9 protein-coding genes are annotated in these 13345 nt (G+C 69.9%); 3 read left to right on the top strand and 6 right to left on the bottom strand.

Going from position 1 to position 13345, the window contains the following annotated elements:
• Positions 1 to 192: 192 nt before the first annotated feature.
• The 3 genes from sucD to ACFC3F_RS09295 form a co-directional block, all read right to left on the bottom strand.
• Entirely contained in the window at positions 193 to 1095 is a 903-nt protein-coding gene (gene sucD / locus ACFC3F_RS09285; protein ID WP_376128780.1) for a succinate--CoA ligase subunit alpha, read from the bottom strand.
• Positions 1096 to 1130: 35 nt separating this feature from the next.
• Entirely contained in the window at positions 1131 to 2294 is a 1164-nt protein-coding gene (gene sucC, locus ACFC3F_RS09290; protein ID WP_376128781.1) for an ADP-forming succinate--CoA ligase subunit beta, read from the bottom strand.
• Between the two features lie 85 nt (positions 2295 to 2379).
• Entirely contained in the window at positions 2380 to 3936 is a 1557-nt protein-coding gene (locus ACFC3F_RS09295) for an FAD-dependent oxidoreductase (RefSeq protein WP_376128783.1), read from the bottom strand.
• 86 nt (positions 3937 to 4022) lie between these two features.
• Between ACFC3F_RS09295 and ACFC3F_RS09300 the strand changes: the two genes are divergently transcribed.
• The 3 genes from ACFC3F_RS09300 to ACFC3F_RS09310 all read left to right on the top strand — a co-directional run bounded on the left by ACFC3F_RS09300 (position 4023) and on the right by ACFC3F_RS09310 (position 8599).
• A complete protein-coding gene (locus ACFC3F_RS09300; RefSeq protein WP_376128785.1) occupies positions 4023 to 4706 on the top strand; it encodes a TetR family transcriptional regulator in 684 nt (227 codons plus the stop codon).
• 84 nt (positions 4707 to 4790) lie between these two features.
• Positions 4791 to 7508, top strand: coding sequence for a cation-translocating P-type ATPase (locus tag ACFC3F_RS09305; protein ID WP_376128787.1), 2718 nt, complete (start codon positions 4791 to 4793; stop codon positions 7506 to 7508).
• A gap of 47 nt (positions 7509 to 7555) precedes the next feature.
• Positions 7556 to 8599: an ATP-dependent DNA ligase gene (locus tag ACFC3F_RS09310; protein WP_376128789.1), complete on the top strand. Its 1044-nt coding sequence runs from the start codon at positions 7556 to 7558 to the stop codon at positions 8597 to 8599.
• Between the two features lie 49 nt (positions 8600 to 8648).
• On the opposite strand, the gene ligD is transcribed toward ACFC3F_RS09310, so the two are convergent.
• Genes ligD through ACFC3F_RS09325 form a run of 3 tightly spaced genes read right to left on the bottom strand, consistent with a single transcriptional unit; the run spans position 8649 to position 13287 of the window.
• Positions 8649 to 9671, bottom strand: coding sequence for a non-homologous end-joining DNA ligase (ligD, locus tag ACFC3F_RS09315; RefSeq protein ID WP_376128790.1), 1023 nt, complete (start codon positions 9669 to 9671; stop codon positions 8649 to 8651).
• A gap of 44 nt (positions 9672 to 9715) precedes the next feature.
• Positions 9716 to 10735 carry an SseB family protein gene (locus tag ACFC3F_RS09320; protein WP_376128792.1) on the bottom strand — a complete coding sequence of 340 codons (1020 nt, stop codon included), beginning with the start codon at positions 10733 to 10735 and terminating at the stop codon, positions 9716 to 9718.
• Between the two features lie 29 nt (positions 10736 to 10764).
• Positions 10765 to 13287: an ATP-dependent helicase gene (locus tag ACFC3F_RS09325; RefSeq protein ID WP_376128793.1), complete on the bottom strand. Its 2523-nt coding sequence runs from the start codon at positions 13285 to 13287 to the stop codon at positions 10765 to 10767.
• Positions 13288 to 13345 lie beyond the last annotated feature (58 nt).

The following is a 13345-nucleotide window of genomic DNA, read 5'->3' on the forward strand; positions in this document are numbered from 1 at the left end:
CTGAGATCCCCGTCCCCCATGCGAGCGTCGATCACCCACTCGCAGTCCGATTCGAACTGTAGGGGTCGGGGATGACCCTCCACAAGACCCAGAGTCCGATTCCTGTCCTGGAATACATCCGAACCTCGAAAAGGCGAACGAAAAAGCAGATGCCGGGACTCAGAGTCCCGGCATCCGCTTTCGTTCAGACGCTTACAGCGAATTGATGATGTCGCGCATGAGTGCGGCGGCTTCGGACGGCGTCTTGCCGACCTTGACGCCGGCGGCCTCGAGCGCTTCCTTCTTGGCCTGTGCCGTGCCCGCCGAGCCCGAGACGATCGCACCGGCGTGGCCCATCGTCTTGCCCTCGGGTGCCGTGAATCCCGCGACGTAGCCGACGACGGGCTTGGTGACGTTGGCCTTGATGAAGTCGGCCGCGCGCTCTTCGGCGTCGCCGCCGATCTCGCCGATCATGACGATCGCCTTCGTCTCGGGGTCGGCCTCGAAGGCCTCGAGCGCATCGATGTGCGTCGTGCCGATGATCGGGTCGCCGCCGATGCCGATGGCCGTCGAGAAGCCGATCTCGCGCAGCTCGTACATCATCTGGTAGGTCAGGGTGCCCGACTTCGACACGAGGCCGATCGGGCCCTTGCCCGTGATGTTGGCCGGCGTGATGCCGACGAGCGATTCGTCGGGCGTGATGATGCCGGGACAGTTCGGGCCGATGATGCGCGTCGTGTTGCCCTTGGACTGCGCGTACGCCCACGCTTCGGCGGTGTCGCCGACGGGCACGCCCTCGGTGATCACGACGAGGAGCGGGATCTCGGCATCGATGGCCTCGACCATCGCGTCCTTCGTGAAGGCGGGCGGCACGAACGCGATCGACACGTCGGCGCCGGTCTTCTCGATCGCCTCGGCGACGGAGCCGAAGACGGGCAGCTCGACGTCGGAGCCGTCCTTCGCCTTGTGCAGCACCGTCGTGCCGGCCTTACGGGCGTTGACGCCACCGACGACCTGCGTGCCGGCCTTGAGCATGAGGGCGGTGTGCTTCGTGCCCTCGCCGCCCGTGATGCCCTGGACGATGACCTTGGAGTCCTTGTTCAGAAAGATCGACATAGTAGTTCCTTTGGTTCCTGAGCTCGTCGAAGGGGTTACGCGTTCGCGAGCTCGGCGGCCTTGTCGGCGCCTTCGTCCATGGTTTCGGCGAGGGTCACGAGGGGGTGGTTCGCGTCGCGGAGGATCGCGCGTCCCTCGTCGACCTTGTTGCCGTCCAGGCGCACGACGAGCGGCTTCGAGGCGCTCGCGCCGAGCTCGGCGAGGGCACCGACGATGCCCTTGGCGACGGCGTCGCACGCCGTGATGCCGCCGAAGACGTTGACGAAGACGGACTTGACCTGCGGGTCGCCGAGGATGACGTCCAGGCCCGCGGCCATGACCTCGGCCGAGGCGCCGCCGCCGATGTCGAGGAAGTTCGCCGGCTTCACGCCGCCGTGGTTCTCACCGGCGTACGCGACGACGTCGAGCGTCGACATGACCAGGCCCGCGCCGTTGCCGATGACGCCCACGGCGCCGTCGAGCTTGACGTAGTTGAGGTCGTTCTCCTTCGCCTTGGCCTCGAGCGGGTCCGCGGCATCCTTGTCTTCGAGGAGCGCGTGACCGGGGTGACGGAACTCGGCGTTCTCGTCGAGCGAGACCTTGCCGTCGAGCGCGATGATGTCGCCCTCTTCGGAGAGGATCAGCGGGTTGACCTCGACGAGTGTCGCGTCCTCACCCGTGTAGACGTTGTAGAGCTTGACGAAGACGTCGCTGACCTTGTCGACGAGCTCGGGGGCGAAACCCGCCGCCTCGGCGATCTCGACGGCCTTCTGCTTGTCGATGCCCTGCTGCGGGTCGACCGCGATGCGCGCGAGCGCTTCGGGGCGCTCGACAGCGAGCTCTTCGATCTCCATGCCGCCCTCGACGCTCGCGAGCGACAGGTACGAGCGGTTCGCCCGGTCGAGCAGCACCGAGAAGTAGTACTCCTTGTCGATGCGCGCACCCTCGGCGACCATGACGCGCTTGACGACGTGGCCCTTGATGTCCAGGCCCAGGATCGCCTGCGCGGCCTCGAACGCCTCATCGGGGTTCTTGGCGACCTTGACGCCGCCGGCCTTGCCGCGGCCCCCGGTCTTGACCTGCGCCTTCACGACGACGACGCCGCCGATCTTCTCGGCCGCTGCGCGCACCTCCTCCGGAGTGTCCGCGACGATGCCGGCGAGCACCGGCACCTCGTACTTCTCGAAAAGGTCTCGTGCCTGGTACTCGTATAGATCCACAGTGCATTCCTTCGCAGGTGGCGAATGGGGAGGGGCGCGCTGGAAAAGCGCCTCGACGTCGAGAGAGATCGACCGACCCAGCGTACTACTGCGCGGCCGCGGCCTCGGACCCCGCCGGTTCGGACGGGACCCGCGGCAGGTGTTCGAGGTCGCGCACCGCGGGGCCCTCGAGCCGCGTGCCGTCGGGTCCGAAGCGCGAGGCGTGCAGCGGGCAGTCCCACGTGCATTCGGCTTCGTTCCACGACACGACTCCGCCGAGATGCGTGCACACGGCGCTCACGGCACGTGTGACGCCGTCCACCGTCGAGACGCCGATCGGCTTCCCGCCGCGGTGCGCGACGACGCCCTCGCCCTCCGCGGGACGCGGGACGGGCACCGCGGTGCGCTGCGCGTCGATCCAGCCGGATGCCGCCTCCCATCCGACCTTCACCGTCTCGACGCCGCCGCGGGCGAGGTCGGCGGGCACCGTGATCCGCCGCGCGATCGTGTTCATCCAGTCGGGGCGCTCGCGCCACGGTGTCCGTCGCACTTCGGCGGCGAGCCGCAGCGCCGCGGCGGGAGCGTTCGTGAGCCCCCACTTGGCGTACCCCGTCGCGAAGCGGATGCGCCCGAGACTGCGCGGCATCGCGCCGACGAAGGGGACGAGGTTGTGCGACTCGTAGTCCTGCGCAGACCACGCGTCGACCGGGCGCGCACCGGGGAAATGCCGCTGCGTCCAGTCGATGAGATCGTCGATCCGCTCCTGTTCGGCGCCCCCGCGCCCCACGGGATGGCCGTTCCCTCCGACGACGAGCTGCGCGCGTCCGGCAGGTCCGTCATCCACCGTCACGGACCGCAGCGATCGCGTCGGACCGTCGACCGACAGGAACAGTCCGTCGGGCACGTCGCCGTCGACCTCGAACGCGACGCAGTACGAGCGGAGGCCGTGGGTCTTCGCGAAGTAGAGTCCGCGATCCACGATCGGCGTGCCCGTCGCGAGCACGACGTGACCGGCCCGCATCGCGCCCGCGTCGGTCTCGACGACGGCCTCCGGCACGACGTGCGCGTGCCGGACGCGGGTGCCCAGGTGCAGTGCTCCGCCCGCGGCGACGAACGCCTCGGCGAGCGCGACGGTGAGCGCCTGCGGATCGATCGCCACCTGGCCCTCGAGGGCGACGGCGTCGACGATCGGGAACCCCCATTCGACCGCGTCCGCCGCGATCCGGTGAACGGCGAGCCCGGCTTCGGAGGCAGCTGCCGCCTCGGCGGCGACCGTCTCCACGCCCTCCTGCGTCTGCGCGTACGAATAGGCGGTGCGCCGCGAGAACGGCACCCCCGCCTCGGTGGCGAAGGCGGTGATCCACTCGGCGCCCGCGCGGTTGGCATCGACGTACGCGCGCGCGAGCGACGCAGGGTGATGCCGCCGCAGCGTCGACAGGACGCTGCCCTGCAGGAGCGACAGCTTGCCCGTGTTCCCGCCCGTCGTGAGCTCCCCCACGCCGCCCGACTCGACGACCGCGACGTCGAGCCCGTCGCGTGCGAGCAGAAGCGCCGTGCTGAGGCCGGTGATGCCGGCGCCGACCACGACGACGTCGCGGCGCGCACCCGATTCGAACGCGGTGCCCGTCGGCTCCGCCCGGTCGTGTTTCCACAGGGTGGTCATCACTTCAGTGAACGCCACGGTGCCCGCCGGGTCGACGGGCTTGACACGGGGGCCCGTGGCACCGAGAGGGTTAGGCTCGCTGCGAGATGTCCGACACCGCCACCACCCCCGCCGCTTCCCGCGCCGCCGTCGTCGCGGCGGCCCTCGAACTGTTCGCCGAGCAGGGTTTCGACCAGACATCCGTCGAGCAGATCGCCAAGGCCGCGGGCGTCTCCCGGTCCACCTTCTTCCGTCAGTTCGGGGGCAAGGACGATGTCGTCTTCGCCGATCACGAGCTGCTGCTCGACGAGTTGCGCCACGACCTCGCGCGGCCCCACGCGAACCCCTGGCGGGCGGTGTGCGAGGCATCCGTCCGCGTCTTCACCCATTTCGCCGCCGATCCCGAGCTCGCGCGGCGCCGATACGCGATCGTCCGCGGAGTGCCGGCTCTGCGCGACCGCGAGATCGTCACGGTCTTCCGTTATGAGCGGCTCTTCGACGAGTATCTCCGCGAGGCGCTTCCGGGGCTCGACCCGCTCGACGCGGTCGGCTTCTCGGCGCTCGTGACAGCCGTGCACAATCATGTGCTGCGCCAGCTGCTGCGCGGCCCCAAGCGCGTGCCCGTCTCGGTGCTGCGGCGCGCGCTGGACGGTGCGATGCGTCGCTTCGGAGTCCTCCCCGAGCGCGACGGGCAGGGTCCCGCCGACGACGATGTGGTCGTGGCGGTGTTCCCGCGCTCCATGCCGACCGTCGAGGTCGCCCGCCGGCTCCGGGAGCAGCTCGACGACTGACATCTGCGCCCGTATCGGCGAGCGGCACGAACCAATATTCTGTGCATGACGCAGGGGTCACGCTGCGCGGGACGGGGGTCGTTCGTGAGCGCACCGAAGACGACATCGGTGGAGGCACCGACCGCGTGGTGGTCGCTCGCGCCGGATGCCGTGGCGTCCGAGCTCGACACCGACGTCGTGACGGGGCTCGGTTCGGCGACCGCTGCGCAGCGACTCGCGGCGACCGGACCCAACGCGCTCGTGAGCGCCCCGCCGCCCAGCGCGATCAAGATCGCCCTCACGCAGCTCGTCGAGCTCATGACCCTCATGCTCATCGCCGTCGCCGTCGTGTCCCTGCTGATCGGTCAGATCAGCACGGCGATCATCGTCGGACTGCTCGTGGCGTTCAACGTGCTGCAGGGCACGCGGCAGGAGCTCAAGGCCCGCCGCAGCGTCGACGCGCTCGCGAAGCTCCAGAGTCCGCAGGCCCGCGTCGTGCGCGACGGATCGATCGAACTCGTGGATGCCACCGCGCTCGTTCCCGGCGACATCGTCGACCTCGAAGCGGGCGATCTCGTACCGGCGGACGGGCGCATCGTGCGCTCCGCGACCCTCGAGACGCAAGAGTCCGCGCTGACGGGCGAGTCCCTCCCGATCGAGAAGGGTCCCTCCGCGAACGAGCACGACGCGGCGCTCGCCGACCGCACGTCGATGCTGTTCCAGAACACGTCGGTCACGCGCGGCACGGCGCGGATGATCGTCGTGGAGACGGGGATGCGCACCGAGGTCGGGCGGATCGCGACGCTGCTGTCGACCGTCTCGAGTTCACGGTCTCCGCTGCAGCGAGAACTCGACGGACTGACCCGCGTCATCGGCATCGTCGCGTGGGTGGCCGTGGCGATCATCATCGTGATCGGCGCCCTGCGCGGTCAGGAGATCAGCGAGCTGCTGTTCCTGGGCACCGCCGTCGCGATCTCGGCGATCCCGACGGGGCTGCCCACCTTCGTGCAGAGCCTGCTGTCGTGGGGTGCGACGCATCTCGCCCAGGAGAAGGCGATCGTCGCGAGCCTCGCCGACGTCGAGACGCTCGGTGCGACCAGCGCCATCTGCTCGGACAAAACGGGCACCCTGACCCTCAACGAGATGACCGTACGCACCGTCTGGTTCGGCGGCGCGCACTACCAGGTGACCGGCGGCGGGTACTCGTTCGACGGCAAGCTCCTGCGCGCGGCAGGCGATGCCGTCGAGGCGACGCGTCTCGGGCTGGCCCTCTCGCTCCCGAACGACGCGACCGTGTCGGTCGACGGCGCCGTCGTGGGCGACCCGACAGAGGCGGCGCTCATCGTCCTCGCCGCCAAGCTCGGCGTCGACGCCGACGCGACCCGACGCGACCACCCGCGCATCGCGGAGGTGCCGTTCGACTCCGAGTACAAGTTCATGGCGACCTTCCACCGCCTCACGTGGAACGGGCAGGAGCGGATCGTCGAATTCGTCAAGGGCGCTCCCGACATCATCGTCGGCCGCTGCGCGAGGATGTACGACGAGGACGGCGGAACGGTCCCGATCGACCCGTCCGAGGTCACCGAGGAGCTCGAGTCGATGAGCCGGAGCGGTCTGCGCACGCTCGCGATCGGCGCACGTTTCCTGGATCCGCCCGACGAGACGGCGGTGGCCGCCGACCCGATGTCGTACGTCGGGGATCTCGATCTCATCGGCATCGTCGGAATCGTGGATCCCCTGCGCCCCTCCTCGAAGATCGCCGTCGAGATCGCGCAGCGCGCCGGCATCGAAGTGCGCATGATCACGGGCGACCACGCCGTGACGGCGGGCGCGATCGGCGCGGAACTGGGGCTCGGCGCGGGGGCCATCAGCGGAGCCGACCTGCACAAGCTCGACGACGCGGAGCTTCTGACCGACCTGCCCGACCTGCATGTGTTCGGCCGCGTCACACCGCAGGACAAGCTGCGCCTCGTGCAGCTGCTCCAGTCACAGGGCGAGATCGTCGCGATGACCGGCGATGCGGTGAACGATGCGGCCGCGATCAAACAGGCCGACGTCGGCGTCGCGATGGGCTCGGGTTCGGAGGTCACCAAGCAGGCGGCCAAGCTCGTCCTCACCGACGACAACTTCGCGACCCTCGTGCGCGCGGTCGAACTCGGCCGGATCGTCTACGACAAGATCACGTCGTACCTGCGCTTCCAGATGTCGCAGCTGGTGTCGCTGCTGCTGCTCTTCCTCGCGGCATCCGTCTTCGCCGTCGCGGACGGCGTCGCGCTCTTTCCCGGCATGGTGCTGTTCCTGAACTTCTTCGTGACGTTGTTCGCGGTCCTGGCGATCGCCGCGGACGCCCAGCCGCCCGGCATCATGGACCGTCCACCGCGCAACCCGAAGCTCGGGGTCGCCAACGGCGGCGCCCTCGCTGAGTGGGGGCTCTACGGCGCCGCGATCTTCCTCGCCTCGTGGGTGCCGCTCGTGTGGGGGCCCGACGAACCGAGCGCGACGGAGCCGTCCCATGCCATGACGATGGCCTACGTCGTGGTGGGCCTGGGTACGGTCATCAGCGCCGTGCTCATGCGACGCTCCCCCGAGACCGGTCTCACCGCACCGATCGCCGCGGTCGCGAAGCTCCTCGTCTGGCCCGTCGTCGTCATCGTGGCCTCGACCGAGATCTCGTTCCTGCAGAACATCGTCGGCGCGACCGCGCTCACCGGTTCGGAGTGGCTCGTGTGCCTGGGACTGCTCGTCCTCGTCACGGCGTTCGTCGAGGGACACAAGTGGATCCTCCGCCGCGTCCACCCGGCACGGAAGGTCACGGCCCCCTGATCCGGCGGGCGCTGTCGCACCGCAGACGCCCCGGGCAGGATGGGGGCATGCCGTACGACATCCCCGCGCCCATGCTCGCGAAGTCCGTCCCGGCCGTGCCCGACCCGGCGAAGACGCCCGGCGGGCTGAGCTTCGAGCCGAAGTGGGACGGCTTCCGCGCCCTCGTGTCGTGGGACGGCCACGACGTCGAGATCGGCTCGCGCGGCGCGAAGCCGCTCACCCGCTACTTCCCCGAACTGGTCGACGCGTTCCGGATGCTGCTTCCCGAGCCATGCCTCATCGACGGCGAGATCGTGGTCCCGACGGGGGCGCCGGGCGCGCAGCGGCTGGACTGGGAAGCCCTTTCGCAGCGCATCCACCCCGCCCAGTCGCGTGTCACGATGCTCGCGGCCGAAACGCCCGCCATGTTCATCGGGTTCGACCTGCTCGCGCGCGGCGATCAGGACCTGCAGCCCGAGCCGTTCGCGCTGCGGCGCGTCGCGCTCGAGAGCCTGCTGGGCGACGTGCCGCACCCCGTACACGTGACCCGGGCGACCCTCGACCGCGACGTCGCCGAGCGCTGGCTCGCCGAGTTCGAGGGCGCCGGTCTCGACGGCGTCGTGGCGAAGCCGCTCGCACAGCCGTACGCGCCGAACAAGCGGGCCATGTTCAAGATCAAGCATTCGCGCACCGCCGACGTCGTCGCGCTGGGCTATCGCGTGCACAAGTCGGGCAGCGGCGTCGGCTCGCTCCTGGTCGGGCTGTATACGGACGCCGGAACGCTCGTGTCGGTCGGCGGCGTCGCCGCGTGGAGCAACGCGCGCCGCCTCGAGCTCATCGACGAGCTCGCGCCGCTCGTCGAGCGCGACGACGACGGCTCCGCCGTGAAGGGAGAGACCGACCGGTCGCGCTTCTCGGCCTCGAAGGACGTGTCGTTCGTGCGGCTGCGTCCCGAGCTCGTGCTCGAGGTGCGCTACGACCAGCTCGAGGGGCAGCGGTTCCGCCACACGGTGCAGTTCGAGCGCTGGCGGCCCGACCGCGAACCGCGATCCTGCACGTACGACCAGCTCGAACACGTCTCGGCGTACGATCTCGGCGACGTCCTGGACTGACACGGGGCCCGGAGGAGCCCGGACGACATCGGGCTCGACGTGGCGTCGCTCAGTCCGTCTTCTTGGCCCGGCTCGGCTGCACGCGCGCCGGCTCACCCGGCATCTTGGGGAACTCCGGCGGGAACGGCAGCTCGCCGAGCCCGTCGGCGAGGTCGCGCTGCCACCACTGAAGCAGCGTGTCGATGCGCCCCGGGCTCTCCTGGATGCCCGCCCACGGATCGCCCACGTCGGCGAGCCGCTGCGGCATCGAGCGCACCGTGAACGCCGCGGGATCGGCATCGGCCAGCTCGTCCCACGTCAGCGGCGCCGAGACGGTCGCTCCCGGCAGCGCACGCGGACTGTAGGCCCCCGCCATCGTGCGGTCGCGATTGGCCTGGTTGAAGTCGAGGAAGATGCGCTCGCCGCGCTCCTCCTTCCACCAGTTCATCGTCACCGCGTCCGGCATCCGCCGTTCGAGTTCGCGCCCCGCCGCGATCACGGCATGCCGCACATCGAGGAACTCCCACTCCGGCTGGATGGGGCTGAAGACATGGATGCCGCGGTTTCCGCTCGTCTTGATGAACGCTTCGAGGCCCGCCTCGGCGAGCACCTCGCGCAGCACCGGCGCGACGGCGGCGGCGTCGGCGAAATCGGTGCCCGGCTGCGGGTCGAGGTCGATGCGCAGTTCGACGGGGTGGTCCGGATCCGAGGCGAGCGAGGCCCACGGGTGGAAGACGACGGTGTTCATCTGCGCCGCCCACACGATCGCGGCGGGTTCGGTGAGCACGATCTGAGGATGCCGCCGGCCGCTGTTGTACGTGACGGTGACGGTGTCGACGAAGTCGGGCGCCCCCTTGGGCGGGTTCTTGGAATAGAACCGCTCGCCGTCGACGCCCTCGGGAAAGCGCTCGAGCGACACGGGCCGATCGCCGTTCGCCGAGAGGAACGGCAGCGCGACGGCCAGGAGATAGTCGACGAGCTCGTGCTTCGTGATGCCCAGCTCGGGCCACAGCACACGGTGGGGGCTCGAGAGTCCTACTTCGTGGTCGCCGTCGGGGCCGGGGATCATGAGTGCGATGCGTTCGGACGCCATGCCTCGACGATAGGCCGGGACGCGGCATCCGTCACCCGGTTGCGTTACGGGGCGAGCGCGAGCACGGGCGCCAGGTCGCCGCGCGAGAGGCGGATCCACGGTCCGCGCGGGTCGATGATCGCGCCGGCGAGAGACTCGTCGGCGGCGAGCATCGCCGCCAGCTGCGGTGCCGTGAGCGGCGCCGCCTGGTCTCCGCGTCCGGTGGCGACGACTTCGAGCGGGTGCGAGTAGACCTCGACGTAGCGTGATCCGTCGGGCGCGCGACCCTCGGCGATGCCGACCGGCGCACCGTCTTCGGAGCGGTTGACCGCGACCCACATCGGCGCACGGGTCATCGCATCGGCGACGGCTGCGGGCGTGGCATCCGTGCGCTCGTCGGCGAGCAGCGTCTTGATCGCGAGCTTCTCGTCGACGGCGGCGAGCATGCGCTCGATGAGCGGACGCGGCAGCACGATACGGGCGGGCGCCGAAGCGGGATCGATCACGAGTCCCGCCGTGGTGCTCGCCAGCACATGACGCAGCACGACCATCGCGGGCTGTCCCATCGCCGACGTGTCGGCATCGCCGTCGGCGCGCACGCTCGCGGCCAGCCCCGCGCCACTCGAATACGCGATCGCGTACTGCCGGTCGCCGGCGTTGGCGATCGCGAGCGGCAGCTCCTTGCCTTCGGCGATGAGCGCGCGGGCATCGCCCTTGACGCGCAGGAAGAGGTGGCCCTGCAGCACCTGGCGGGCCAGGTCGAGCACCTGCTCGGGCGTCGGCTTCTCGGGCAGTCGCGCGAGGCTCTCGCGCAGCAGCACGTTGTCGCGCAGACCCGGGATCGTCTCGGCAGGACGCTGCGTCGCGGCGGCGGCGTCGGGCCCGGTCGGTCGCGCAGCGGCAGCCGGGGCGGGGGCCGGGTCGGGTGTGCCGAGGCCGCGGAACGCCGAGACCGAGATGCCGACGGATGCTGCGGCGTCGGTGCCCTCGGGCGTGACGTCGGCAGTCGTGCCCGGCGTCTCGACCTGGGGGGTCTCGGCGGGTTCGTCGGGCTGGCGCTTCGGGCGGCGCGAGAAGAGGGCCATGCGATCGAGCCTAGCCCGCGGGGCCGTCGCTACAGCTTCTCGATCGGGGCGATCTTGATGAGCAGCTTCTTGGCTCCGGCCGTGTCGAACCGCACGTGCGCGACGCGCTTGGCGCCCTCGCCCGTCACGAGATCGACCTTGCCGTCGCCGAAGTCCTCGTGGCGGATGCGGTCGCCGGGCGCGAGCTGCATGTCGCCGTTGTCGCGAACCTTCGCCGGGATGCGATTGGCGAACCGCTTGATCGACTCACCATCGCGGGCGGGCGCGTCACGCCGCGGCAGCGGCACGAGGTCGTCGCCGTACCGCTTCGAGCCGGCCGGTGCGCGCCCGTTGAGCGCGCGCGTGCGCGTGCCGCCGCGTGAATTGACGTCACCCGGCGACTGCCGCCAGTGCACGAGATCGGCGGGGATCTCCTGCAGGAACCGGCTCGGCATCGCGACGGTGACCTCACCGAACTGCGCGCGCGTCATGGCGAGCGACAGGTAGAGGCGCTTTCGGGCCCGCGTCACCCCCACGTAGAAGAGGCGACGCTCTTCCTGCGGGCCGCCGGGCTCTCCCGCCGAGATGCGGTGCGGGATGAGGTCCTCTTCGACACCGGTGAGGAAGACGGCGTCGAACTCGAGTCCCTTCGCGGTGTGCAGCGTCATGAGCGAGACCGAGCCCGCCGTGTCGTCGAGGTCGTCGGCGTCGGCGACGAGGGCGACCTCGCCGAGGAAGTCGATGACGGTGCCCTCGGGGTTGTTGCGCGCGAACTCGCGGGCGACGGCGACGAGCTCGTCGAGGTTCTCGAGGCGCGCCTCATCCTGCGGGTCGCGGCTTGCGCGCAGGGCATCCTGATAGCCGCTCTTCGCGAGCAAGAGCTGCAGCCCCGCGGCGACGGCCGTCGGCGGGGCGAGTTCGCCGCTCGCGGGCAGCATGAGAGCGGTCGCCTCGGCCAGCACGGCATCGAGCTGCGTGATCGCCGCCTGGATCTTGGGTCCGACGCCCAGCGCCGAGGCGTTGGCGAGCGCGTCGCGGAACGTGATGCCCTCGTCGGCGGCGTAGCGGCCGATCGCCGTCTCGGTCACGTCGCCGATCCCGCGGCGCGGACGGTTCAGGATGCGACGCACCGCCATCTCGTCGGCGGGGTTCGCGACGGCCACGAGATAGGCGAGGGCGTCCTTGATCTCCGCACGCTCGTAGAACTTCGTTCCGCCCATGATCTTGTAGGGCACGGCCGAGCGGATGAGGATCTCTTCCAGCGCACGGGACTGCGAGTTCGTACGGTAGAACACCGCCATCTGCGAGTAGTCCATGCCGCCGCGGCGCAGCACCTCGACCTCGTCGGCGACGAACTGCGCTTCATCGTGCTGCGAGTAGCCGGTGAATCCGACGATCTTCTCGCCCGCACCGGTGTCGGTCCACAGCTTCTTGTCCTTGCGGTCGAAGTTGTGGCCGATGACGGCGTTCGCCGCGCTCAGGATGTTCTGCGTCGACCGGTAGTTCTGCTCGAGGAGCACGACCTTGGCGCCCGGGAAGTCGCGTTCGAACTCGCTGATGTTGCGGATGTCGGCACCGCGGAACGCGTAGATCGACTGGTCGGAGTCGCCGACGACGGTGAGTGACGCGCCCTCGTCGTCGCGGCCTCCGGCCCCTGAGCTTGCACCGGCCCCTGAGCTTGTACCGGCCCCTGAGCTTGTCGAAGGGTCGAAGATCATCATCCCGTTCGACGCTTCGAATCCCCCGCCCCCGGTCCCTGAGCCTGTCGAAGGGTCGCCGCTCGGCGGCCGGGTCAGCTCGTGGATGAGTGAGTACTGCGCGTGGTTGGTGTCCTGGTACTCGTCGACGAGGATGTGGCGGAAGCGCCGCCGGTAGACGTCGGCGACGTGCGGGAACGCGCGGAAGAGGTAGACGACCTGCCCGATGAGGTCGTCGAAGTCGAACGCGTTCGCCTTCTGCAGGGCGCGCTGGTAGTCGGAGAAGAGCTCGACGAAGATGCGCTCCGCCGGGTCGCTGAGGTTCGCGGAGCGCGCGTAGGACTCGGCATCGGACAGCTCGTTCTTGAGTTTCGAGATGCGACTCTGCACCGCTGCCGGGGTCAGGCCGAAGGCATCCGCTTCGTGCTCTTTCACGAGCCGCTTGATGAGCGCTCGGGAGTCACCCGAGTCGTAGATCGTGAAGGCCTTGGTGAACCCGAACTGCTCGGCCTCGCGTCGGAGGATCCGCACGCACGCCGAGTGGAACGTCGAGATCCACATGCCCTGGGCGCGGTCGCCGATGAGCTGGCCGACGCGCTCGCGCATCTCGCCTGCGGCTTTGTTCGTGAACGTGATCGCGAGGATCTGGCTGGGCCACGCCTCGCGCCCGCGCAGGAGCGATGCGATGCGGCGCGTGAGCACGCTCGTCTTTCCGGAGCCGGCGCCCGCGACGATGAGCAGCGCGGGCCCGCGGTAGATCACCGCTTCGCGCTGCTGCGGGTTGAGACCGTGAAGGAGGTCTTCGTCGGGGCGGGCGTCGGGCGTCGCGGGTCCGCGATCGTCGCCGACGATGAGGGGCTGGAGGGGGTCAGACATTGCCAGCTAAGCCTAAACGTCCCCACCGACACCCACCCCCTGACCGCGAGACTGCAAC

Source organism: Microbacterium sp. NPDC055910, assembly GCF_042271185.1.
Taxonomy (GTDB): domain Bacteria; phylum Actinomycetota; class Actinomycetes; order Actinomycetales; family Microbacteriaceae; genus Microbacterium.

What these genes read in the sequence shown, in the direction of transcription:
- sucD (WP_376128780.1), bottom strand. Translation starts at nt 1,095, where the DNA reads ATGTCGATCTTTCTGAACAAGGACTCCAAGGTCATCGTCCAGGGCATC.
- ACFC3F_RS09295 (WP_376128783.1), bottom strand. Translation starts at nt 3,936, where the DNA reads ATGACCACCCTGTGGAAACACGACCGGGCGGAGCCGACGGGCACCGCG.
- ACFC3F_RS09300 (WP_376128785.1), top strand. Translation starts at nt 4,023, where the DNA reads ATGTCCGACACCGCCACCACCCCCGCCGCTTCCCGCGCCGCCGTCGTC.
- ACFC3F_RS09310 (WP_376128789.1), top strand. Translation starts at nt 7,556, where the DNA reads ATGCCGTACGACATCCCCGCGCCCATGCTCGCGAAGTCCGTCCCGGCC.
- ligD (WP_376128790.1), bottom strand. Translation starts at nt 9,671, where the DNA reads ATGGCGTCCGAACGCATCGCACTCATGATCCCCGGCCCCGACGGCGAC.
- ACFC3F_RS09320 (WP_376128792.1), bottom strand. Translation starts at nt 10,735, where the DNA reads ATGGCCCTCTTCTCGCGCCGCCCGAAGCGCCAGCCCGACGAACCCGCC.
- ACFC3F_RS09325 (WP_376128793.1), bottom strand. Translation starts at nt 13,287, where the DNA reads ATGTCTGACCCCCTCCAGCCCCTCATCGTCGGCGACGATCGCGGACCC.